Here is a 23362-nt window from a genome sequence, read left to right on the forward strand (position 1 = left end):
TCGACATCGCAAGGGATGGCAAGGTCCTTTACGAAAAGGAAGGTACCTTCTACGAAGCTTGGCGGCTAGCCATTCAGCGCTATGGGATCTACAATCCTTATACCGGTCGTGGTGCCATCAAGGGTTTGTTACCCCATGGGCCGCACAATGTCCGGGATGTCCTCGCCACGCACATCCCGAAGCAGACCGGTTCGTATGAACAGGCGAGCTACGCGATCCAAGATACCCCAGATATGATCCAGCAGCACTACGGCCCTTTCCTGCCGCAGGACAAGGCAGCGCTTGCCGCCCGTATTTTGAATCAAGTCTGGGAGGCTGCCGCTTAGGGTCAGTAGAGGTCCTGGCTGGCGGAAAGACCTGCGCCTGCCTACTCCTGATCTAAGAGATTGATTGCGGTGGCCTCTACCATACTGTTTTCATTGGTGTCGGGCTTGATGGAGGTCGTTATTCTGACAAAAGCATGATAGAAATGGAATCGGTCGACCCCTTCCAGAACGCTAGGCTTTTCACGAAGCTACGGGCAATGGATCTGTACCTTCGCTTAGGATCGCCAGGTACCGCCGATAGCTGAATACACGCCCTCGCTTCCGGCCTGTTACCTCCTCAACCACACCAAAACGTTCCAAATCCATCAGTGCTGCATTCACGGTTGGTGCCGATAGGCCCGTCAGTTCGGTGAGTTGTCCAGGCGTCAGGAACGGATTTTGCTGGAATAGGTCATGGATGCGAAGCGCCGAACCAGCTCGATCGCTTTTGGTCGTAATCGTTTCGCGATCTTCCTTAAACACGTCAACGATGCGAGTTGCCGCCTCGAACGCCTGGTTGGCAGTGTCGGCTACGCCAGTGAGGAAGAAATCGAGCCACCCCTCCCAATTACCCTGCTCACGAACTTCCTGAAGCAGTCGATAGTATTCTGCGCGATGGGTTTTCAAATAAAGGCTTAGATAGAGGAGAGGCTTGCGTAATACGCCATTCATGCAGAGGTACAGCGTCACCAGCAGACGGCCAATGCGTCCATTGCCGTCCAGGAACGGGTGGATTGTTTCGAATTGGACGTGCAGCAAACCGGCCTTGATGAGTGCAGGCAGACGGGAGCGATCTTCGTGCATGAATTGCTCGAGCGCATTTAGACAGCCATCCATCTCAATGACCGGAGGCGGGACAAAGAGTGCGTTGCCCGGTCGCGTGCCTCCAATCCAGTTCTGTGACCGCCGAAATTCTCCTGGGTTTTTTGTGCCGCCGCGTCCACTCTGCAGCAATCGCGCATGCATTTCACGGATTAGGCGTAGCGACATCGGAAGGTCTTGTAACCGTTCCAGACCGTACATCATTGCATCGACGTAATTTGAGACTTCGCGAATATCATCGATTGGTTGCCCGGCCTGCGCTTCCATCTCAAAGCGAAGCAGATCGGAAAGTGTCGACTGCGTCCCTTCGATCTGCGAGGATAAGACAGCCTCCTTTCTAACGTACATATAAAGAAAGAGCTCCTGACGCGGGAGCAGCATTGTGATGCCATCCAACCGTCCAAGCGCCCGCTCTGCTAAACTAAGTCGCTCCAAAAGCGAAAGTACATCGATGGACGGCACCGGTGGCAATGGCGGGGGCACAAATGCTCGCACCGACTCGCCGGCAACAGAGGTTTCGACAAAGCGGCCATACCGCTGACTAGGCTCGGAATCAGACATGGAGCGAGTATGATTTTCAGCCGCTATTTAAGCAAGGCGCCGTTTTCTTTAATAAGGAAGAAGCTAAGTTAAGCGCCCTTAAATAAGCGTCGTTCAATTCCACGCCTTGATGGGATACGCGCTGACGATCTGTTAGCCGACAATCTATGTGCTTGAAAAATCATAGGAATCGCCTGGGGTGCGAGGTTACACCTCTCTGATCCTCTCTGCTGAAGAGCAATCGTGCTCGCTGGCGGCTTCGCTTTTTGAGTAGCTTGTTGATAATTCTACATCGCTAGCAACTGCTCCGCCAACGTTTAGACCTGTGGATCCGATACAATCGAGCGGAAAGGCGATTGGAAACTGCACACCCTAGTCTCGGCGGCGCGTCTCAGTTGAAATCGCCGTTTGGCTTCAGGCATCTCCAAACCATCATGACCCGCTTTATCAGGCTGATCTGCTCTAATGAAACCAGCGCAACGGCATTGTAACGTTAACCGCGCATCGATCAAAATGTGGGATATGGCGGCATGACCAGATTTGCCCGTGATCCTCTTTATCGTCGCCACCGATTTCCAGCTGACGTTATTGCCCATGCCGTTTGGCTCTATTTCCGGTTTCCGCTCAGTCTGCGCATGGTCGAGGACATGCTGGCAGCCCGTGGGGTCCTCGTCTCTCACCAGACCGTGAGGCTCTGGGCGGAGAAATTTGGCAGAGACTTTGCCAATGATATCCGGAGGCGATCGGCCGGCAAGCTTGGTGACAAATGGCACCTCGACGAGGTCGTCATCGCCAGGGGTGGAAAGAAGCACTGGCTTTGGCGTGCCGTCGATCAAGATGGTTTCGTCCTCGACGTGCTGGTGCAAAACCGTCGCGATGCCAAGGCTGCCAAACGGTTGATGCGAGAGCTTTTGAAAGGGCAAGGCCGTTCGCCCCGTGTGATCATCAGCGACAAGCTCCGATCCTATGGCGCCGCAAAACGTGACATCATGCCCGGTGTCGAACATCGCTCGCACAAAGGCCTGAACAATCGTGCCGAGAATTCTCATCAGCCGATCCGACGGCGTGAGAGGATTATGAAACGCTTCAAGTCAACAAGGCACCTTCAACGCTTCGTTTCCATCCACGACCCAATCGCCAACCTCTTTCACATTCCCCGCCACGACATCCCTTCCACCCATCACCGCGAGCTTCGAGCGATAGCCATGGAAATATGGCACCAGATCGCATGCCTTCGCGTCGCCTGAACCAAAGCGCCAATCCCAGATCCTGTCTTCGGAGCGTTAAGTTTACAGTGCCGTCAAGAGATCTGCAAAGGAGGGCCCGTCATTGCCGTTGCGGCTGGCATTGCGACAGACTTGGCAGAGGTCGTGAAAATTTCGGTTTTGCTAAGAAAGGCCTGACGGCGATATTGGGAAGGGCTCAGTAAGAAGTCTTTGCCGACGACTTCGCCTTAAAGGGACCCCAACTCACAACACCTTAATGCGGACCTAATTATCTGGACCAAGGATTGATCACCCTCAGCGCAGCTGCCTCGAATGGACTTGTGTCGCGAGTTGCGATCGCGAAGCCGTTTGCTGCCGCCGTAGCTGCAATGTAGCCATCAGCAGTGCCAATCGCTCTCCCAGATGCTCGGGCGCGTGCCATCAATGCGGAATAAAACTGAGAAGTGGCCAGATCGAAGGAGAGGATGCGCCCGGAAAAGTGGGGCAGCACTTCGCCCTCAAGGCGGTCGCGCAGGATGGCTTGCCGTTTCCCTGAAGGCATCGCAGCTATCCCGAAGCGAAGCTCAGCTATCGTTATTGCGGAGAGGAAGAGCGTTTCGATAGCTTGTGCGTCCAACCAAGCGATTACCGCCTCATCGGGAACTGGTTTCCAAGGCTCGGATATAACGTTGGCATCCAGCAAGATCATTCGAAGGTCATCGGTTCAGCAGGTGTCTTGTCGCGACTTTTCTGCAGGGCTTCGACGTCGCTGTCCGAGAGCTCGGCATCGCGGCCAATGGCAGTCAACAAGGAGCCGAGCTTGACACGCTCAGGAGGACGAACAGCGGCTTCAAGAATGTCACGGATTTCGGCCTCGGTGCTCCGGCCATGATGAGCGGCTCGCACCCGCAAAGCACGATGTGTTTCGTCAGAGAGGTTTCGAATGGTAACTGCCGGCATCGATACCACCTCCATGCATGTGATTGCCTTGATATCAGCATATGCAAAATGACACCAACCTTCAAGGCTTTCATTGATAACGACGATATCATGACTCTTTAGATATTCGCCTTGATGAGAATCGACCCACCCGCCTCTGATTATTCACTAAATCATTGAAAACACATGTCTGAGGCGTAATCTAATTTATGGAACTTTCATGCGAAAATACTGGCGATTAAATCTCGCAGCATATCGCTAGCTATTAGACGCGGCAGCGATTACGCTAAGAAGCCTTTTCAGCTGCGCAACATCGCATCACTCCCGCATCCTGTTCTCATTACACAGCCGCGACTACCTGGATCTCGACCAAGTATTGAGAGATTGAGTCGCTTCAGCTTTCTGCAGGAATACCGCCGGCTGCGATGATGGCCTCAGGCGTGTCGACGTCGATCTGCGCGGCTTCGCCAATCTCAATCTCAATCACCGGCAGTCCGGAGGTTTTTATAAGGTCGCGGGCGCCGACATCGCCCCTCAGCCGAGGAACGGCATCGTACAGCGACCTTGGCAGGATAACGGGATTTCCGGGCTTGCCCTGCGAGACGGCACGAACGATCGATTCACGCTTGCTATCTTGAAACGCCGTAATCAACCGGTTGAGATCACAGCTGGTCACAGCCGGCATGTCCGCGAGCATAACGAGGATACCGTCAGCCCCATTCGCCGCGGCAGCGGCAAAGCCTATCACCAGGGAGCTTGCAATCCCGGACGCGTAATCCGGATTTGCGACGACGCTCAGTTGTAGATCCGAGAGCGCATTGCGGATGTCGTCCTGACGATGGCCGACGACCACAGTGACGGATTCGGCATGGCTATTGATCGCCGTCAACGCCGAACGGCGGACGAGCGGCATCCCGTTAAACTCGGCCAGCAGCTTGTGGCCGCCGCTCGGGGCCATGCGTGTCGCCATACCAGCCGCCAGAAGTACGATCGCCACTATTGGCTTCACCGTGACTTCTCCTCCAAGGTCTCACAGCGCATCGGCCTCGTCCGGATCTCAATCACCGGACCCGCGACCCCCCATTTGAATATATCATCTTCATCGGGACTTTCACCCGCCAGAATGTACAGGTCTCGTCGATCTTCGAGCGAAGAACCGCAAGCGGATTGATTTTAAACGTGCCGATCATAGTACCGACGCCCCTTGCGTGGTCGGCCAGGCAGGCGAAGGTAGTCGACCAATCGATAACATCGAGCCTGTCGATCGCCGCTTTGTTGACCGCACAATAAACCCTTGACGGTCGGGTGGACGTTGCCCTGGCTCATCGTAGCATCAGACAACCTTATATCTCTTCAGTCGCGATGGATTGTCCCAGCATCCAGACGGACTGATCTTCTCTCGTGCGAGGTCGCTGTCTTTCAGAACATGGCCTTTCGAAAACGTGCCTTTGGGTTGCCTCAGCGGATGAGCAAGCATAAACCCTTCAGCGTCGTCGATGCAGAACTGACCGAATTTCATGGTGCTCTATCCCCAGATAACGAAAGATGGCGCGACCGCAGTGCTTGAATGACTTCGCCCAATATCGCCACGGCGATCTCGGCCGGATTGGAAGCCCCGATATCGAGCCCGATCGGAGCATGAATGGCTGAAAGCGCATCCGGGGTGAAACCTTCCGACGCAAGCCTGTCGGTCCTCGCAGCATGCGTCTTTCTGCTGCCGAGCGCGCCGATGTAGAAGCAGCCCGTCCGCAACGCCTCCGCAAGCGGAAGATCATCGATCTTCGGATCATGGGTGAGTGCAACCAAGGCCGTGTAACGGTCGAGCGGATCGACCAGAAAAGCATCGGAAGGCCAGTCGGTGGAGAGAGGCACACCAGGAAAGCGTTCGCTAGTCGCAAAGGCCATGCGCGGATCGATGATGCGCACATCGAAACCTGCAAGTCCTGCCATCTGCGTCAGGTACTGGCTAATGTGCACGGCGCCAATAATGGCGATACGCGGCGCGGGTAAGTAGACGTCCAGGAACCGTCTGCCCTCGATTGAGTCGAACGCCATCGAGCGGCCGGAGCGAAAGGCATCTTTGATCAAATCTGCGCTCGGCCCCTCAAGCGGATCACCCTCTAGAACGATGCGTTCGGCATGACTGTCAAGATCAGCCAGCAAAACCGCAGCGATCCGTTTGCGGCGCGCAGCGTTTAGGCGTTGCAGGCTGGCAAGCTGCATCATTCGAGCCTTTCGACATAAACGCGGATACGCCCCCCACAGGACAGTCCAAGGCGCCAGGCGGTCTCGTCCGTGACACCGAACTCTAGCATCTGCGCCGTGCCACCAGCAATCACATCGACCGCGGCCGTGATGACCGCACCTTCGACACAGCCGCCGGAAACAGAGCCTTCGAAATTGCCATCTGCGTCGACGACCAGATGGCTGCCAACCGGACGTGGAGCCGAGCCCCAGGTTTCGATGACGGTCGCGATGGCGACGGATCGGTTTTCGCCAATCCATGCCTCAGCCACGGAAAGCGGATCGTTCGGATAGATGCCCGGCATCATCTTGACGGAGCCTCCCCGTGATGGTCGTTCAATCGCGCGAAGACCCCGGCGATATCGCTCTCCTTGACGCTATCGCCGACATACCAGCTGAGGGTGTCATAGAAGCCAAGGAAGGAGCCTTTCGTTTTGGCGAGAAGTGCAGTGGCCTCGGCGCTGGAAATAGAAAGCGCCGCGAAGAAGAAGTCGACAAGGGCAGTCTCTGCTTTCGGATGAGCGAAGACGAGCGCCGTGGGAGAGTTGGGCGAGAGGACGGGCAGCGCGGAAGATTCCGGGCGGCACGACAGGGTGGCGGACAAGCGGATGTCGCGAGAGGATGCCGCAGCCTCGACCACGAAAGCTTCCGCATCCAGAACCCAGGCCGAGCGTGTCGTGTCGAAATAGCGGAAATCGCGCTGCCTCAGCGTGAAGCTTACCGTCTTCGCCTCGCCAGGCTGCAGATGCAGCTTGGCGAATGACTTGAGCTCGCGGATCGGCCGCTTTAAGCCGGGCGAAAGCGGGCGCACATAGATTTGGACCACCTCCTTGCCGGCGACCGATCCGCTGTTGCGGACAGTAACACGCACCGCACAACTCGTATCCGTGTCGATCTCGCTCTTGTCGAGCTCCATATTCTCATACGTGAACGTGGTGTAGCTGAGCCCATGCCCGAAGGGGAACACAGGGGCGATCTCTTTTAAATCGTAGAATCGATACCCGACGAAAATACCTTCGCTATAGACATGTCGTCCGTGCTCGCCCGGGTAGGTATGCCAGCCTGGAATATCGCTCACGCGCGCGGGCATGCTGGCGGAGAGCTTGCCACAAGGGTTCTGCTCGCCGAACAGAATACGGGCGATCGCTTCGCCACCGCCCTGCCCGGCATAGAAGCTGGCAAGCACGGCGTCGACATCCTGGAGCCACGGCATCTCGACAGTATCCGGCATCGACAGCACGACGACGATCTTGCGACCGGCTGACGCCAGTGCCTTGATGAGGGCGTCGTGGCTGGCGGCGAGCTTCAGTGTGTCGCGATCGTTGCCCTCCCCGTGGCGGCTTTTCTCGTTTTCCGCAAACACGACAACCACATCGGCGCGGGAGGTTGTCTCAACGATCGCCTCGATCGAGGCCGACAGGTCCACCTGCGCCGTGGAGGAGAAGGGCAGGTGCCGTACCTTGAAGGTGTCTCCCGCCCGCACGGCGATCTGTACGAAGGGACTGTCGACGCGATAAGGATTGGTAGTGGCGGAGCCGGAGCCCTGGATGACCGGAATGACAGCGCCATCCCCGACGATGAGCAGCTCGCCCAGGCGGCCGGGATCAAGTGGCAGCGCCTTGCCTTCGTTGCGCAGCAGCACGATTGATTCGGCCGCGATTTCGCGCGACAGCGCGTGGTGCGCATCGAGATCCGCCGCTGTGCCGCGCTGCTCATGCATCTTGCATTTGAGTACGAACGCCAGAACCCTGGCGCAGGCCGCATCGATTACCTCCGTCGCCACGTCGCCGGCTTCGATCGCGGCACGAAGGCGTGCCTTGCGCGGTTGGCTTTCCGGCATATCGAGTTCGGTGCCAGCACTGAGCGCCGCGGCACGATCCTTGATCGCGTGCCAGTCGGAGACGACCAGCCCGTCATAACCCCATTCCTCGCGCAGCACCGTGCGAAGCAGCCAATGATGTTCGGCCGCCTGGGTGCCGTTCAGCGGATTATAGGCGCTCATCACGGTCCAAGGCGCACTCTTTTCGATTGCCCGCTCGAAGCCGGCGAGATAGATTTCGCGCAGGGACCGTTCGTCGACATCGGAACTCGTCGTGGTTCGCTCGATTTCCGAATTGTTGCAGGCGAAATGCTTCAGCGAGGCGCCCACGCCATGATCCTGCAGCCCGGAGATGACGGCAGCTGCGATTTCGCCGCTGATCACGGGGTCCTCGGAATAATATTCGTAGGCTCGCCCGGCCAATGGCGTCCGGCGAATGTTGATGCCGGGCCCAAGTAGCAGATGAACGCCGAAATCCTGGCACTCGGCGGCGAGCGCAACCCCCATGCGATAAGCGAGATCGGTATCCCAGGAACAACCGAGCAGATTGCCGTTTGGAAAGCACGTTGCCGGGCGAGTGGTGCCAAACATGCCGCCTGCCCCGTCGCCCTGTTGCCCGACGAGATCGAGGAACGCCTGGAGACTGTCTTCGTCGTTGTCGCCGGCGTCGATCTGCGTGGTCGAATAGCGCACGCCATACGCACCATCAGTCATGACGACCGAAGGAATGGCGAGCCTTTCGATCGATGCCGTTTTCCACAGCCCGCGTCCGCTCAGTAGATCGACCTTTTCGCCGATGGTCATTTGGCCAACGAGCGATGAGATTTCGTCTTCGCTGAGCTGGAACATAGGTCGTCTCCAAGGTTATGGAACAGGCGTCGGCTCAGCAGATTTTCTGAAGGAGTTCCATTAGCATCATCCGCTCGGCAAGCGTCAGTGTGCCGAGTGTCTCCTGCGAAATCTGCAGTGCGACCGACAGGTTGCGAGCCACCGTCGCATCGCCGTCCCGCGTCAGCGTCAGCACCAACCGCCGTGCGTCGGTCGCGTCGGGTGCTGTGTGAACCAGCCCGCGCTTCACCAGTCGATCGACGACCCCCTTGATTGTCGCCATGTCCATGGCGGTTTCGCGGCCGAGATTGCCCTGCGAACAGGGCTGCAGCTCCTTGAGCTTGACTAGCGCTGCCCATTGGGTCGTGGTCAGTTTCTCCCCCATCAGGCTCGCAAAGATCGCCACGTGCCGCTGGTTTGCCTGCCGCAGGTAGAAGCCGATCTGTTCGCCAAGCGCATACTGGGCCTGGTGACCTTGAACCTCGGGCGCTGCCGCCTTCCTGCGGCCGGCTTTGTCTTTGAACGGAACGTCCATCGGATCTCTCAAATCTGCCTGTTCGTCGTGATGGCTGACGATCGCATTGTCGAACTCAGTCTCACCATAAATTCAGGATGGCTTCTGTCGATAAGATTTCAATCTGCTCCGAAAGCCTCGGCACCAAGATCTCGGTGACCATGGCGTGCGCTTTCATGTCGCCGCTTGCCAGTGCGTCCTCGGCCAGGATGACCCGGTAGCCGGCGTCCACCGCATCGAGAACGCTGGCGTAGACGCAGACGTCGGTCTCGACGCCTGAGAAAATCAGCGTGTCCGTTCCCGATCTCCGCAAGCGGCCGGCGAATCCAGGCGAACCGAAGACGGAATAGGTTTCTTTGTCGACGATGGAGCCTGGACTGGCGATCGCCGCGAGCGGCGCGACCAGATCCAGCACGGTCGCGTCGAGCTCATCCAGCGTCACCGATGACCAGCGGCGATAGTAGTTCTTCCAGCGGCCTTTTGCATCTTCCGCGTTCTGCGGAACCACAAATCGGACAAAGACCGTGTCCAATGGGCGCGCTTGGCTGAGCGCCAGTACGTTCGGAAGAATATCGGCAATTGCCGGCGTGTGCCACGCCGTTTCCTCGGCAAACAGACGTTGCATGTCTATGACGACATGCAAGGTGTTCTTGGAGAACGGCGCGGCTGCCATGATCAGTCGGCCACCGAGACGGTGTGTTCCGGGGCCCAACTCAGGGTGATACTGTCTCCATCGCTTAGAATCTTCCCATCGCGGTTCTGCGCAAACAGCTTCAGCGGCAGGCCGTCGGCGGTCTCTAGCAGATAGGAAAGCACCGGACCTGCATAGATGACCGTGGTGATGCGTGCCGTTAGGCTATTGCCGTCCGTCGGACCAGATACGATCGACATCTTTTCCGGGCGAACCGCGAGCGTAATTTTGGAACCGCTTGATGGCAACGTCCCGGTGGTCCTAACCACCGTCCCATCGGCCAGACGCACGGCTCCGTTATCCACCGTCCCGGTGAGGAAGTTGGAATCGCCGAGGAATTCCGCGGCAAAGCGCGTAAGCGGCCGTTCGTAGACGATTTCCGGCTCGCCGATCTGGACGATGCGGCCCTTGTCGAGAATGGCAACCTTATCGGACAGCGTCAGCGCCTCTTCCTGGTCGTGGGTAACGAAGATCGTCGTCAGGCCGCTTTCACGCTGGATGCGCAGCAGTTCGACCTGCATCTCCTGGCGAAGGCGGCGATCGAGCGCCGACAGCGGCTCGTCGAGGAGAAGCACACTCGGCTTGATGACGATAGCGCGGGCCAGTGCGACGCGCTGCTGCTGCCCCCCGGACAGTTGCTTGGGCGTGCGGTCGCCGAAGCCGGGAAGACGGACCATCTCAAGAGCCCGATCAACTTCCTTGCGGGCCGCGGCGCCCTTGATTCCTCGACGTTCGAGACCGAAGGCGACGTTCTGGGCGATCGTCATGTGCGGGAAAAGTGCGTAGGACTGGAACATCATGCCAATGTTGCGGCCCCAGACAGGGATGTCGGTGACATCGTTGTTGCCGATCCTGACGATACCCTGGTCCGGCTTGATGAAGCCCGCGATGATGCGCAGAAGCGTGGTCTTGCCGGAACCGGATGGGCCGAGAAGGCTGGTGAAGGAGCCTTCGGGAAACTCGGTGGTGATATCCGACAGGACGGGCGTGGTGCCGTAGGTCTTGGCGACGGAATTGACTTTAACGTTTGTCACGGGTGTCTCCAGGCTTGGCGAAACGCGCAAAAATCAGGATGATCGTCATCGAGCCGAGCAGAAGTACGGTCGAGATTGCGTTGATTTCAGGGGTGAAGCCCTTGCGGATCGAGGAGTAGATTTGCACCGGCAGCGTGGTGTAGCCGGGCGTTGCGAGAAAGTAGGAAATCACGAACTGGTCGAGCGAAACTGCGAAGGCAAACAGCGCGGCGCCGAGGATGCTCGGATAGAGCAGCGGCAATGTCACCGAGAAAAAGGCGTGAACCGGAGTGGAGCCGAGGCTCATGGCTGCTTCTTCCAGATCGGCACGAATAGTACGGAAGCCGGTTCCGACCACCAGAACCACATAGGGGATTGCGAGTGCGACGTGGCCGATCAGCAGGGCATGCATGCCACGCCCGATGCCGCTCCAGTAAAAGAAGATCAGCATCGCCGTGCCGGTAATCAGCCACGGAATGGCAATCGGCGGCAGTAGCATTAGCTGCAGCAGGCTCTTGCCGCGGAATGTCCGTCGCGACAGCGCCACCGAAGCCATGGTGCCAAGCGCCGTCGCCAGCACTGCCGTGATCGTGGCGATGACGATGCTGTTCAGGCCAGCCGTCAGAAGCACGGTGTTGCTCGACAGAGCCTGATACCATTGCAACGAGAAGCTGAAGGGCAGTTCATATAGCGGCGATGCGTTGAACCCCATTGCCATCATCACGAGAATGGGCGTGTAGAGGAAGATAAGGATCGCGATAAGATAGATACGTCCAAGCGGTTTCATGATCCTCTCCTCACGCTACCGTGCCACGGCGCAGAGCGCCGGAGAAGGTTGCGAAAATGGCGAGCACGACGGCCAGAAGCGTAAAGGACAGAGATGCGCCTAGCGGCCAATTGAAGGCCTGCGTGAACTGGTCTTCGATCACCGTTCCCATGGTGACGCCGACCCGTCCGCCAAGGATGCGCGGTTCCATGAACGAGCCGATCACCGGAATGAAGATCAGGACGGAGCCGGAAATCAGGCCGGGTGCGGCGAGCGGCACCAAAATCTTGAACAAAATGGTCCACCAGCGCGCGCCGAGACTCGATGCAGCCTCAATAATCGCGTCATCGATAGCCACAAGCGCGATGTAGCAGGTCAGGATCATGTAGGGCAGATAACCGTGAACAAGACCGACCACGATGGCATAGCGCGTGTAAAGAAAACCGATCGATCCAGCATCGGGCGCGATCATATGCAGGAGGTTGTCAAGGAAGCCGTTTTCCCGGAGTACCATCGTCCAGGAGAAGACGCGCACCAGACCATTGGTCCAGAAGGGTAGCAGGATCAGGATCAACAGCATTTCACGCGTCTTGCCGAACGTCGATCGAACCAGGGCCACGGCGGCGAGAAAGCCGAGGACGGCGCAAAACAGCGTTGTCCAGAAACCGATCAGCAGCGACGTTATACCGATGCCGATCAGATAGGGCTGATCAATGAAGGCGCGGTACTGCTTTAGAGTAAAGACGATAGGGGCCTTACCCATCGGTGTTGCCGACATGAAGCTAAACACCAACATGGTCAGCAGTGGCAAGAAAACCGCAAGCGTCAACCAAGCATAAGTTGGAAGCAGCAAGGCCGTTGTCGAAGCCCATGACGGGAGCACGCGCCGACTGCGCGGACCCGAAGGTCCGCGCTCTGACGCTGATGTCAGTTGATCATTCCGCATAGAAGGCTTTCACTTCCTGCCACACATTGTTGAAGGCTTCACGGCGGTCATCCGGAATGCCCGAAACGATGCCCATCGTTTTGAGGTATTCAGGCTTGTGCACTTGGCGGCTCAGGTCATCGGCAGGCAGTGCTTCGAGAGCGGCCGAATTCGATGAAGCCGGTGCGCCGATCTTGGTCGCCCATTCGACGTAGAATGCCGGATCGATCATCCAGTTGGCAAAAGCGAGCGCGCCTTCGACATTCGGAGCCGATGCAGGAATGGCGAGACCGTCAACCCAACCGATGCCACCTTCCTTAGGAACGACGAACTGGACCGGAAGCTTCGAGTTGCGCTTGGAACGGACCGAGCCGCCAGACCAGAACAGCGACAGGTCGAATTCCTTGGCGGCAAACGACTTGTTCCACTGATCCTCCGTAGACCAAAGCAGCTTGACGTTCGGCTTGATCGACTTCAGAGCGGCCGTAACTGCAGCGAGATCCTTTGGATCGTTGATGTCCTGTCCGCTCATCAGCGCGCCAACGCCGATGTTGATGATGGCGTCGTCATCCATGGCAACGCGGCCTTTGTAGGCAGGGTCGGCCAAAACTGCATAGCTATCGGGGACCGGCATGCCTTCGCGGATCGCAAGCGAGGTCATACCCCATACCCAAGGAACAGCGTAACCCTTGCCGTCCTTGCTGAAATTCGGGTTGGAACGCAGGTTCTCGTCAACCGTCGATGCGTTCGCAACCTTGCTGAAATCGATCGGCTGAAGCAGGTCTTCGGCAACGGCCTGGGCGCAGCGCGCGGCATTGAGAATGACGAGGTCGTAAGCGCCCGGATTGGTGCGCAGCTTGGTGAGCATTTCCGATTCCGAGCTATAGTAGTCGTGAACGACTGCGATGCCGGTCTTTGCCGCGAAAGCCTCGAGGGACCATTTTTCGTCCGTCCCGTAGCCTTGCCAATTCAGGACCGTAATGGTGCCTGCCGAAAAAGCCTTGCGCGGCAGGCTAGAAAAGCTGACGCCAGCGACAAGCGCTGCGGACATCAATTTCATCGTGTTGCGTCTGGTGAGTTCAGTCATTGTGGCACCCCTTTGGACATACACAGTTATGGACGATCGCGACCGCGGTCATCGACCTCAACGGATCGGCAGAGCCGAAAACGGAAGACATGCGGAACGCACATCAATTCGTTTGTGTACAAACTATAACCAGAGAAGATCGAATGCTCGAAGCGCATGATGTCCAGGCGAGCGAAAGCCTGCGCCGCAAAGAGCGGAGCGTCACTGCGCAACCGAGACTACAGTACCTGACTTCTATAGGGATCCACATTAATCATTCGATTGTCAGTGGACCTTCAGTTCAAACCCTCTGATTTTAGCAATCAGTCTTTTTATTTTTTATTTGCATACAAATTATTAGTGACGAATTGATGAGTGTCAAGCACTACCTTTCGTCAACTGGGGTCTGCAGCGGAAAAATAGATGTCGAGTCGGCGGTCCTGCGCGCTTTCAGCAATCGTGAGGCGCATGCCCTCGGGGCCTGCAACGTAGCCGATCCCTCGCCCATCGAGACGAATAGCAAGGACACCGCCGATATCCAAGCCCGGCAGGTCGATGTAGCCAGCTGCGGCAACTGGCGCGATGATGCAGGCCAGTCGTCCATCGCTTATGACGATGCGCGACAGCGTCGTTTGCAGGTCCGTCCGCAACATCACGCGGCCATTGAGTGTGATCGACAAAGCAGCGGCCTCGACCCGCAGATGCAAGATCCCCGATGGTGACAAGATTGGCCCAAGCGCGAGGTCGCGGCCGGTATTGCGCACTGTCCAGCCCGTCCATGGATCAAATTCGACGATTTCGCCGGTTGCCATCAATGGCAGCATTGCGGCCCAGATGTAGAACGGGTCGGTGTCGCCCTGATCCAGTGCCTCGCCGGTCACGGCGTTGTAGTTTTCGGAGGCGATGCGGTCCTCGCGCCAATTCTTCATGAACAGGTCGTAGCTCTGGCCGGCGAGTTTGCTCGCTTCTGCCGTGAAGCCGTAGCGACGCAGGCCGAGCCAGACCATGTAGTTGACATTCGGCCAGATGCGGCCGCGCCAGTAGACGTTGTCGGCGAAGGCCGGATCGTCACGCGTCGCGTTCGGCAGCACGAAGTCCCCGCCGAAAGTGGTCTCGTCGCTCAGATGCTCGATGAGACGCGCCGCCTGAGCCGACGTCGCCGCGCCGCACAGCAGCGGATAGAAGCTGGTCGGCGACAGCGACCGAACAAAACCACCGCGCCGCTGTCGGTTGGCAAAGATGCCGCGGTTTTCATCCCAGAGCGTTTCTGAGATCAGCGTCCGGTGGCGTTCGGCCAAAGCGGCGAATTCGCGGGCATCGTCATGTTTGCCGAGCACGAGCGCCATTTTTGAGAGCATTTCAGCATCGAGCGCGGCCGCACAGTTGAGGCCTAGGTCGAAGGTCGAGAGCGTCCGGGTGATGGGATCGTAGATGGCTTCGTCATGCGTCGCCGAGTTGTCCATGCCGGTCTCGTTGCGCGCGCCGAAGGCAGTCCCCTTGTACAGGCCCTCACCCACATCAGAGGTGCCGCAGGACAACAGGCCGAAACCATCGGGATCGCGATTGTCCTGCCACCAGCGCCGATTGCGCACCAGCGCGTCGTAGCTCGCCTGGATCATCGACCGTTCGCCGGTCCGCTGGTAGAGCTGCCAGACGACGAGCGCGCCGAACGGCAGCTGGGTGCGATCGACCCAGGCATCGTTGGAGGTGACGATGCAGGCGATATTGCCCTGCGGCGTTGCGCTGGCCATTGCGGTCGCCATGTTTTCGCGTGCCAGATCGGCGTCGAACACGCCGGCGAGAAGGGCGGCGAAAATCTGATCGTTGAACCAGACGGCAAATTTTCCGAGATTCCAGATCCGCGTTACTGCCGTATAGGGCCGCGCATTGGTTTCATCCCAGATGGTGTTCCAAGCGACCACATCGCGCACTGCGTCGAGAGCGCCCTCGAACAGGCCGGTTTGGGCATCTGCGATCTCAGCAGGCGCGCTGGCTGCAAGGCAGGCCTTCGCCTTTGCGATCGCCAGCTCCGCGCTATCGGCGACGCCCGCAGCATAGGCGCCCTGGCGCATCATCTCAAGATTGAAGCGCAGGGCGATCACCGCCGCTTCGTTCTTGCGGGTGGCGGTATAGAAATAGCCGTTTTCCTCGAAGTCCGCCCGCAGCGCATCGATGGTGTCGTGGCCGGTGACGTGCACCGGCGCCTCGGCGGTCGCGACCGCCACGAATCGCGTGCCAACCTTCAGCAGCGTGATGTTGCGGGCCGCGTCATGGACCGCCACCTCTCCGCCTTCTGACGAGATGGCCAGCGTCACCCAAAATCGCAGCCCCCATTCGGCCGATACCTTGCCGTTCCAGCTGCTGCGTATGGCGAAGGGATCGGTCTTCGTCGTCGAAAAGGCGACCGTCGTACCGCTGTGATCGGTCTCCAGCTCGATCAGCGAGCCGTCGATGGCGTGACGGCCGAGGCGAACCGTATCGCGCCGCGGCTCGATCGCGGAGGTCGTCCTGCTGCGGGTCGAATACAGAACCGGCGTGATCCGCACCCCGAGCGGCAGGAAGACCATTTCGGCCGGCCGGCTGGACCAGCTGTTCCAGGCACGCATCAGGGGGATTGTCGAATGTTGTGGCATGGTTCTGTAACTTCCGGTCAGTGTGTCAGCGGAATAAGTTTCGGTGCTGCAGACAGGCCGCTCTTGTCGGCAGCATCACCGAGATAAGGCGTGTTGGTGTAGTAGCGGTTTGCCGCCGTATTGGCGACGCGAAGCTCGAGCGAATGGACGCCCGGACGCAACCGCCCGAGCACAAAACGATAGGGCCGCCAGCCACGCCGATCGATCTGCCGGCCATCCAGGCGGACGGCGACCACGGTCGCGACGTCAGGCAACTCGAGAAACCAGTCGGCCTCGTCGCCGATCTCCAGCGCCAGCCGGTAGATACCGGTGCCCGAGAAATCGGGAAATCCCTGCGTCTCCCATCCGCTCTCGACCGAGATCGGCACGAATGCTGCATCGGCGCCTGGCGCAAAACTCCAACCGACGACAAGCGGTACGGCGCGCGCGGCATCGAGCGGCGGCTGGGCCGTGAGACGCCCCTCTCTTACTATCCTCTGCGCCGTCTCGCGCAGCCGCATGCAGCGCACCTCCTGCGGATCGAGCCTGACCGTCAGGCGGCTGAAGGCGCCGGCCTCCTCCACCTTGCCTGTCGTGGCGGACCAAATCTCGGAGTCGAAGCCGTCACCGAAGGAAATTTCGCTCACCATCTGCGTTGCGCCATCGTTGAAGAGAACGATCCGCCACCAGCCGTCGGCCTCGTTTCCGACCCATTGCCAAGGACGATCCGGCGAATGGCAAACCACCGCCGGACCTGATAACGGCAGCAACGACAGGAGCGCAATGATATCTCGCCTTCCAGGCATCTGATCGATGTGCGTGGAAGTTATCGGGCTCGGCGGATCGCCGCCATCGCAAACGGTAGACAAGCGATCTCCTGACGACCAGACAACTCCGCCAGCAGCCTTGAAGGCGTCTAGCGCGCGCAACGTCTTTGTCGTCTCGAACACCGTGACCGATGGTAGGACCACAGCATCGAAGGAGAGCCCGGATGCCAGCAGGCGGCCGTTCTTGATCCTTGCCGTCGCGAGATCGGTTTCGCTGACGAACATGAAGTCGCAGCCTTCAGCCAGAAGCCCTTCGCACCATGCACCGATGTGGGTGGCATGGTTGTGGCGTGGGCCTTCTGCAAGGGCGGTATGAAGCGGGTAGAGGATCGCAACCGGCGTGCGCGGGGTGGCCGGTTCGATGAAGGCAGAAATGCGCGCGGTCTCCTGCGCGAACAGATCATGGTAGCTCCACCACGGCTCGAAATTGATGCCTGGCCCAAAATCGAAACGCGGATTGGCAAAGGGCGTCGGATCGTCGTCATGACCGTCAGTTTGGTATACGCCGTGCCACAGAAACTGCCGGGTGCCTAAGCAATAGAGCCGGATTGCCTGCGCCCGCATCGTCTCCAGCGTCAACTCCCATTGCCCGGCGGCGCGCACCGGCGTTCGCTCGGCACTGGCATATGTTTCGACGACGCAGCGGCTGCGGCCATTCGAGCGGGCAACGGAATCGCCGAGCTTCGGCGCAAGCTGCGCAACGAAGTTGTTGGAATCGACTGCCGTTTCATGCCTCAAAGCGTCGATGCCGAAGAAATCCACCGCAAGCGCCACCCTGGGGTCGATGCTGGTGAAGCCGCCGTTCAGCGACCACGAACCGATATGCGGCAGGATCTCGTGCCCGGTGAGCACAATCCCCCTGCCCTCGGCCCATCTGCGCAAAGTGCCGGAAAAGGCCTCGTTCATCAGGGCTGAATAAGCGGCATAGAATTGCGCGCGCAGCCGCAACGTTGCGGGTCCGACATCGCGCAGCAGCGCCATCAGCGTCTTGGCGAACGGCTGGCCCGTGCTGTGCAAAACGGCATCCGGCAGCGTCGAAGCAAACAGCAGACTGTTGCCGAGACTGCCCGAAATCTGATCCCACTCGTAAAACCCGGCCGCCGGCTGGTCATAGAACACGAAGCCGACGGAATCAGGCACGAGATCACCAAGCGCTTCGACGAGCGGATCAAGCCCGACTTCGATGAAATGCTCCGCGGCCTCCGGCAGGAGGTAGTTGATCAGCCGGGAGGTCGTGGAGCGCGCGCTGATGAAGACCGTCAGCCTCTGGCCGTCTCTAATCTCGCCGTCGAATGCGTAGGTGCAGGAAACACCGTCGCTTCTAACGACCGATGTCTGCGCGGTCACATCGACAATCTCGTCCAGACCGCCAACCTCACCTGAGGAATGCAGCAGGGCGGACGCGACCACCCATTCGCACCACTCGACCCGACCGCCTTCATATTGCCACTCGAAAATGTCCGGCCCCATCTTCTGCGTGAAAGGCGGATGGATGCCACTGATCTCACCCCGCGGATCTCCTGACGACGACCAGAACAGATGGCGCTCGCGCAGCTCGTTACGGTCCACGACCGTTCGGCCGCCGGCGTGGCCGCTGATCCAGTTGTAATCGTCGTAGATCCCGAGTTTCAACCCCAGCTTGCCGGCGATCTCGGCCGCGGTGCGATAGGCAACCAGATATGCCGGTGACAGATAGTCGTCGCGCGACATCGCAAGCCGAGCCTGGATCAGGATCGTGCCGATCCCCTTCTCTTTGAAATCGGCGAGCTGCGCTTGGCAGACCTTCTCCGTCGGGACGGAATGCCAGAACCAGTAGGCAGACGGCCAAAATGCGGCTGTCGGACTCTCGAACAAGCCTCGGTGGTCGCTATCCTGTCCGGTTCGGATCTGCTCCAACTCGTCGCTCCCTAGTGGCTTGCTGCCGTCACGCGTTGCATGGCTTTGCTCGTTTCCGTCCAGGCAGGCTTGTCGGGCGCGAAACGCGCTCTCAGATAATCGGCAAGGTCCTTGATCTGGCTCTCGTTCAGCGTCTGGCGAAAGGCCGGCATCGACATCACTTCCGGGGCCTCACGACCGGTAGTCTGCGCCAGGATCGCCGGCGCCTCGACACCGTTCAGGATCGCCTGGATGAGATTGTCCGGCGTCACCGCATGCAGGTTGCTGTTGAGCGCCAGCGACGACAGGATCGTGTTTCCGGTGTGGCATGCGGCGCAGGCGCCGTTGAACAGCCGCTCGCCCTTCGGCGAAATCCGAGCAGCTTCAGCCTTGGCCGCTTCACTTGCGGCAATGGCGGCCTCACTCTGTGCCTTGCTATCGGCGGTGGCCTCGTTGAGGCTTGCGAGATAGGTCGCCATGGCACGGATATCGTTATCCGGCAGCGGCTGCATGACTTCGACGACATGCGCCATCGGGCCGGCGGCACTGCCGTGATCGCGCGAATGTCCGGTGCGCAGATAGTCGAAGAAGGCGTCCGCCGTCCAGCCGACCGGGCCCTTGGCGAACGCATTCAGGGCCGGCGCCTCCCAGCCATCGGCAAAGCCACCGGAGAGCCGGGCGCTGCCGCTCTTTTCCGCGCCCAGCACGTTTCGGTCCGTGTGGCAGGCCGAACAGTGACCCAGCGTCTCGACGAGATAGGCGCCTCTGTTCCATTGCGCATCACGGGTCTCCACGTATTTGAACGGCTCCGCCTTCAGAAACAGGGCGTTCCAGCCCGCCATCATCGCGCGGACGCTGTAGGGAAATTTGAGCTTTGTCTCCGGCGCTTTCTCAGCGACCGGCGCCTGCGTCATGATGTAGGCGTAGAGTGCCTGAAGATCGGCTTCCTCGGCGCCTGCGAACGCGGTATAGGGGTGGGCGGGATAGAGGTGATGGCCGTCTCGGCTTACGCCCTCGCGCATGGCCCGCTCGAAAGCCGGGTACGACCAGGCGCCGATCCCGCTTTCCGTGTCAGGGGTGATGTTGGTGGCATAGACGGCGCCGAACGGCGTGTCGAAGCGCCGGCCGCCGGCAAAGAGTGCGCCGTCATTGCCGACATGGCAGACATTGCAGGCGCCGGCCGCCGCCGCCAGCCGGCCGCGCTCGATGGTGGCGGCGCTGTAGACATCGGCGTCAGGCCGCTGAATGGTTCCGATCGCCGGGCGCCATGGCGAGGCCATTGTGACGATACCAGACAAAGCGGCGACGGCACCGACGGCCGTCAGACCGATGTTCCACCACTTCCGCTTCTTCGCGACCGCGGCAGCCGGCGCCTCATCCGTCTTGCCGTTCAGCGCGGCAAGGACCAGTTCCGGCGTGAGCGGCAATTCGCGGAAGCGAATGCCAGTGGCATCGTACACGGCATTGGCGATGGCTGAGGCGCTGGGAACGGAGGCGGACTCTCCGACGCCGAGCGGCGGCTCATCCTGCCGCGGCGCCATCAGCACGTCGATATCAGGCACCTCGGGGAAGGTGATCAGCGGATAGCCGCCCCATTCCTTCGACTGCACGGCGGTCGAGGAGAACTCGACCTTTTCCTTCAGCACCCGGCTGGTGGCTTGAATGATGTTGCCGTGGATCTGGTGGCGCACGCCGTCGGGATTGATCATCATCCCGGAATCCTGCGCGCAGGTCACCTTGGTGACGGCGATCTCGCCGGTCTTCTTGTTGACGGCGACATCGGCGACCCAGGCGGCCCAGGCAGCGGCTTTGCCCGGAAACGGCCCGTGGACGTAAACGGCATAGGCAAATCCGCGTCCGTAGAGCAGGTCGCCCTCGCCGCCGAGCGTGCCCCATGTCGTACGCGGCACCCATTTCGCCCGCTCGGCCAGCGCATGCACCAAGTCGACGGCGCGCGGGTCGTGGAGGTAGCGAAGCCGGTACTCGACCGGATCGACGCCGGCGGCGGCGGCCAGTTCGTCGACGTAGCATTCGTGCGCGAAGGTGTTCGGCATCGCCGACACGCCGCGGAACCAGGAAGCACGCGCGATCGGCGGCATATCGTGCACCGTCACGCGGAGGTTGCCGTAGGCATAGGGCGGGATGGCGGTACGGTCGCCCATATGCACCACGTCGGAAACTGGGGGCACCTTGCCGGTGAGGATCAGGGGAAGGGTCGGCGCCAGATTGGAGGGGTAGCGCGTTTCGAAATCATAGGCGGACGGACCGCCCTCCAGATCCAGACCGCCGCGCACGTCCATGATCTGGGCGGCGCCCTTCGGCTCCCAGGCATGCTCCTGTTCTCGCGTCAGCTGCACCCGGACAGGTGCCTTCACCGCCCGCGACAGCAGTGCCGCGTCGGCCGTGACGTCATCGGCGCAGTTGCGGCCATAGCAGCCGGCCGCCTCCAACCGCTCGACCACAATCAGGTCTTCCGCCATGTCGAGGAGCAGCGCCAGATCGCGGCGCATGGGATAAGGGTTCTGTGTTCCCGACCAGACCGTCAGCCCGGCATCATGGTAATCGGCCACCGCACAGGACGGTCCAATCGAGCCGTGCATCTGGTAGGGCCAGACATAGGTGCGGTTCATCGGTTGGGCGCTGCCGGCCAGCGCCATATCGACGTTACCGAGATCGGCAAGCTTGCGTGGCGTCGACGGATTGGCGCGCAGCGCCTTCTCCGGCATGTTGAGATCCGGCCACTCGGGCGGCGCGTGCCAATCGACCTTCAGGCTTTTGGCCGCCTCGATGGCGATTTCCTCGCGAGTCGCGACCACGCCGACGAAATCGCCGATAGCAACGACGCCGACCAGCCCCTGAATATGCGCGACCGAGGACTCGTCGATCGAGATCAGGCTGTTTCCGACATGATCGCCATGATCGAAGCCGGCATAGGGTGGGCGAACGACACGACCATGCAGCATGCCGGGCACGCGGACATCGTGCACGTAGGTCCAGCGCCCCGTGGCCTTCTCGGGGATATCGACGCGCGGCCGCGACGAGCCGACCAGTCTATAGTCCGAGGCCGGCTTCAGGGCCGCGTGTCTATCGATCGACAGCCTGACATGGCCGCCGGCGACGATGTCGCCGAAGCTGAGCTGCCAGTTCTCGCCGCCATCGGCACGGACGATGCCGTCTTCCAGCCGTAGCCGCTCAATCGGCACACCGCCCTTCTCGGCGGCCTTGGCGAGCAGATGGTGGCGGGCGGTGGCGGCGGCCTGACGCAGCGGTACCGCGGTGATCTGGATCGTTTCGCTGGCGATGGTCGCGCCCTGGTTGGGCACGGCCGTGGTCGTGCCGAGCACCATGTTCACCTGCTCGAACGGCACGCTGAGCTCTTCGGCGACGACTTGCGCCAGCGAGGTGCGGATGCCCGTCCCGAGATCGACGTGACCGTTGAACGCAGTCACACGGCTATCGGCGCCCACCGCGATATAGAGTTCCGCGGCATCGCCGAGCTGCGTATCGTTGACGACAAGCAGCATGTCGCCGGCCGACATATAGGCGGATTTCGGCATTTGACGGTGGTCGGTCACGGGGAGACCTCCTTCGCAGCTTTTGGCGAGATATCGTCCAGCGTTGATCGACGCGTCCGCTCGGCCCTGGAATAGGCGACCGCCCGCCTGGCGGCGGCGAGTATTTCCATATGCGTTCCGCAACGGCAAAGATGATGGCGCAATGCCTCGCGGATCGCTTGCTCGTCGGGATCGGCATTGCGGTTGAGCAAGGCCGTGGTGGCGATGATCATGCCGTTCAGGCAATATCCGCATTGAGCCGCGGCCTCGTCGATAAACGCCGCCTGGACCGGATGCAGATGCTCGGGCGTGCCGAGACCCTCAAGCGTAGTGACGCGGCGGGTGCCGACGGCACTCAGCGGCACGGTGCAGGAGCGGACGGCGCGACCATCAACAAGCACGGCGCAGGCGCCGCATTCGCCGAGCCCGCAGCCGTATTTCGGACCATTCAGGGAAAGATCGTTTCTGAGAATATAGAGGAGCGGTGTTTCCGGGCTTGCTTCGACTCGCTCGACGGCATCGTTCACATTCAAACTGAAGCAAACTGGCTGCGTCAATGCAGGCCCTCCGCATCGGAGACATTGACACAGACCACGCCTTTTCCCACCGGCCGTACCGCTACGCAGCAGACGTCGCACAGACGTCCGCAAACCATAACGATGCGACAGTCACCGACTTTTCGCATCTCTCTTGCCCCTTTTATTATTAAGAAGTGCATACGCTTTATAATGGCAAAAGACAAGGTAAAATTCGCAATCGAGATTCTGCTACTATATTCAATTAATGGGCGAATTTGTATGCTCTTTTGATGAAAAGC

18 protein-coding genes and 1 pseudogene are annotated in these 23362 nt (G+C 59.8%); 2 read left to right on the forward strand and 17 right to left on the reverse strand.

Annotated features, from left to right (window positions below; translation table 11 throughout):
- A pseudogene (locus tag PMI11_RS03960) lies at positions 1-326 on the forward strand (hypothetical protein); the annotation flags it as partial.
- A 180-nt stretch (positions 327-506) separates the two neighbouring features.
- Here PMI11_RS03960 and PMI11_RS03965 read toward each other — a convergent pair.
- Complete coding sequence (locus PMI11_RS03965; protein ID WP_037070638.1) at positions 507-1688, reverse strand: Fic family protein; 1182 nt, start codon at positions 1686-1688, stop codon at positions 507-509.
- Between the two features lie 509 nt (positions 1689-2197).
- On the opposite strand from PMI11_RS03965, the gene PMI11_RS03970 reads away from it, so the two are divergent.
- On the forward strand, positions 2198-2914 hold the full coding sequence (locus PMI11_RS03970) for an IS6 family transposase (RefSeq protein ID WP_007813617.1): 717 nt from the start codon (positions 2198-2200) through the stop codon (positions 2912-2914).
- 247 nt (positions 2915-3161) lie between these two features.
- On the opposite strand, the gene PMI11_RS03975 is transcribed toward PMI11_RS03970, so the two are convergent.
- The 16 genes from PMI11_RS03975 to PMI11_RS04055 all read right to left on the reverse strand — a co-directional run bounded on the left by PMI11_RS03975 (position 3162) and on the right by PMI11_RS04055 (position 23078).
- Positions 3162-3581 (reverse strand): type II toxin-antitoxin system VapC family toxin, encoded by a 420-nt coding sequence (locus PMI11_RS03975; RefSeq protein WP_037070639.1) that lies wholly within the window; start codon positions 3579-3581, stop codon positions 3162-3164.
- A complete protein-coding gene (locus PMI11_RS03980; RefSeq protein WP_007813620.1) occupies positions 3578-3832 on the reverse strand; it encodes a FitA-like ribbon-helix-helix domain-containing protein in 255 nt (84 codons plus the stop codon). Before PMI11_RS03980 ends, PMI11_RS03975 begins: the two co-directional genes overlap by 4 nt.
- A 373-nt stretch (positions 3833-4205) precedes the next feature.
- The gene (locus PMI11_RS03985) at positions 4206-4820 is read right to left on the reverse strand and encodes a nucleotidyltransferase family protein (RefSeq protein WP_007813622.1); all 615 of its coding nucleotides are present in this window, start codon (positions 4818-4820) and stop codon (positions 4206-4208) included.
- A gap of 506 nt (positions 4821-5326) precedes the next feature.
- On the reverse strand, positions 5327-6034 hold the full coding sequence (locus PMI11_RS03995; protein ID WP_037070643.1) for an XdhC family protein: 708 nt from the start codon (positions 6032-6034) through the stop codon (positions 5327-5329).
- Complete coding sequence (locus tag PMI11_RS04000) at positions 6034-6360, reverse strand: XdhC family protein (protein ID WP_244430532.1); 327 nt, start codon at positions 6358-6360, stop codon at positions 6034-6036. Before PMI11_RS04000 ends, PMI11_RS03995 begins: the two co-directional genes overlap by 1 nt.
- Positions 6360-8723 carry a beta-glucosidase family protein gene (locus PMI11_RS04005; protein WP_007813627.1) on the reverse strand — a complete coding sequence of 788 codons (2364 nt, stop codon included), beginning with the start codon at positions 8721-8723 and terminating at the stop codon, positions 6360-6362. Before PMI11_RS04005 ends, PMI11_RS04000 begins: the two co-directional genes overlap by 1 nt.
- 34 nt (positions 8724-8757) lie before the next feature.
- Positions 8758-9237, reverse strand: coding sequence for a MarR family winged helix-turn-helix transcriptional regulator (locus PMI11_RS04010; RefSeq protein ID WP_007813629.1), 480 nt, complete (start codon positions 9235-9237; stop codon positions 8758-8760).
- A 61-nt stretch (positions 9238-9298) separates the two neighbouring features.
- A complete protein-coding gene (locus PMI11_RS04015) occupies positions 9299-9889 on the reverse strand; it encodes a cysteine hydrolase family protein (protein WP_007813630.1) in 591 nt (196 codons plus the stop codon).
- Between the two features lie 2 nt (positions 9890-9891).
- Positions 9892-10941 (reverse strand): ABC transporter ATP-binding protein, encoded by a 1050-nt coding sequence (locus tag PMI11_RS04020; RefSeq protein WP_007813632.1) that lies wholly within the window; start codon positions 10939-10941, stop codon positions 9892-9894.
- Positions 10928-11707, reverse strand: coding sequence for an ABC transporter permease (locus tag PMI11_RS04025; protein ID WP_007813634.1), 780 nt, complete (start codon positions 11705-11707; stop codon positions 10928-10930). Before PMI11_RS04025 ends, PMI11_RS04020 begins: the two co-directional genes overlap by 14 nt.
- 10 nt (positions 11708-11717) lie before the next feature.
- The gene (locus tag PMI11_RS04030; protein ID WP_081493212.1) at positions 11718-12632 is read right to left on the reverse strand and encodes an ABC transporter permease; all 915 of its coding nucleotides are present in this window, start codon (positions 12630-12632) and stop codon (positions 11718-11720) included.
- A complete protein-coding gene (locus PMI11_RS04035; RefSeq protein WP_007813639.1) occupies positions 12622-13698 on the reverse strand; it encodes an ABC transporter substrate-binding protein in 1077 nt (358 codons plus the stop codon). The genes PMI11_RS04030 and PMI11_RS04035 overlap by 11 nt, the downstream gene beginning before the upstream one ends.
- A gap of 374 nt (positions 13699-14072) precedes the next feature.
- Positions 14073-16310, reverse strand: coding sequence for an MGH1-like glycoside hydrolase domain-containing protein (locus PMI11_RS04040; protein WP_007813641.1), 2238 nt, complete (start codon positions 16308-16310; stop codon positions 14073-14075).
- A gap of 17 nt (positions 16311-16327) precedes the next feature.
- Positions 16328-19012 carry a hypothetical protein gene (locus tag PMI11_RS04045; RefSeq protein WP_007813643.1) on the reverse strand — a complete coding sequence of 895 codons (2685 nt, stop codon included), beginning with the start codon at positions 19010-19012 and terminating at the stop codon, positions 16328-16330.
- A gap of 11 nt (positions 19013-19023) precedes the next feature.
- On the reverse strand, positions 19024-22566 hold the full coding sequence (locus PMI11_RS04050; RefSeq protein WP_007813645.1) for a molybdopterin cofactor-binding domain-containing protein: 3543 nt from the start codon (positions 22564-22566) through the stop codon (positions 19024-19026).
- The gene (locus PMI11_RS04055) at positions 22563-23078 is read right to left on the reverse strand and encodes a (2Fe-2S)-binding protein (RefSeq protein WP_037070641.1); all 516 of its coding nucleotides are present in this window, start codon (positions 23076-23078) and stop codon (positions 22563-22565) included. The genes PMI11_RS04050 and PMI11_RS04055 overlap by 4 nt, the downstream gene beginning before the upstream one ends.
- Positions 23079-23362 lie beyond the last annotated feature (284 nt).

Source organism: Rhizobium sp. CF142 (assembly GCF_000281145.1).
In the GTDB taxonomy this organism is placed as follows: Bacteria; Pseudomonadota; Alphaproteobacteria; order Rhizobiales; family Rhizobiaceae; genus Rhizobium.

What these genes read in the sequence shown, in the direction of transcription:
- PMI11_RS03965 (WP_037070638.1), bottom strand. Translation starts at nt 1,688, where the DNA reads ATGTCTGATTCCGAGCCTAGTCAGCGGTATGGCCGCTTTGTCGAAACC.
- PMI11_RS03970 (WP_007813617.1), top strand. Translation starts at nt 2,198, where the DNA reads ATGACCAGATTTGCCCGTGATCCTCTTTATCGTCGCCACCGATTTCCA.
- PMI11_RS03975 (WP_037070639.1), bottom strand. Translation starts at nt 3,581, where the DNA reads ATGATCTTGCTGGATGCCAACGTTATATCCGAGCCTTGGAAACCAGTT.
- PMI11_RS03980 (WP_007813620.1), bottom strand. Translation starts at nt 3,832, where the DNA reads ATGCCGGCAGTTACCATTCGAAACCTCTCTGACGAAACACATCGTGCT.
- PMI11_RS03995 (WP_037070643.1), bottom strand. Translation starts at nt 6,034, where the DNA reads ATGCAGCTTGCCAGCCTGCAACGCCTAAACGCTGCGCGCCGCAAACGG.
- PMI11_RS04000 (WP_244430532.1), bottom strand. Translation starts at nt 6,360, where the DNA reads ATGCCGGGCATCTATCCGAACGATCCGCTTTCCGTGGCTGAGGCATGG.
- PMI11_RS04005 (WP_007813627.1), bottom strand. Translation starts at nt 8,723, where the DNA reads ATGTTCCAGCTCAGCGAAGACGAAATCTCATCGCTCGTTGGCCAAATG.
- PMI11_RS04010 (WP_007813629.1), bottom strand. Translation starts at nt 9,237, where the DNA reads ATGGACGTTCCGTTCAAAGACAAAGCCGGCCGCAGGAAGGCGGCAGCG.
- PMI11_RS04015 (WP_007813630.1), bottom strand. Translation starts at nt 9,889, where the DNA reads ATGGCAGCCGCGCCGTTCTCCAAGAACACCTTGCATGTCGTCATAGAC.
- PMI11_RS04025 (WP_007813634.1), bottom strand. Translation starts at nt 11,707, where the DNA reads ATGAAACCGCTTGGACGTATCTATCTTATCGCGATCCTTATCTTCCTC.
- PMI11_RS04030 (WP_081493212.1), bottom strand. Translation starts at nt 12,632, where the DNA reads ATGCGGAATGATCAACTGACATCAGCGTCAGAGCGCGGACCTTCGGGT.
- PMI11_RS04035 (WP_007813639.1), bottom strand. Translation starts at nt 13,698, where the DNA reads ATGACTGAACTCACCAGACGCAACACGATGAAATTGATGTCCGCAGCG.
- PMI11_RS04040 (WP_007813641.1), bottom strand. Translation starts at nt 16,310, where the DNA reads ATGCCACAACATTCGACAATCCCCCTGATGCGTGCCTGGAACAGCTGG.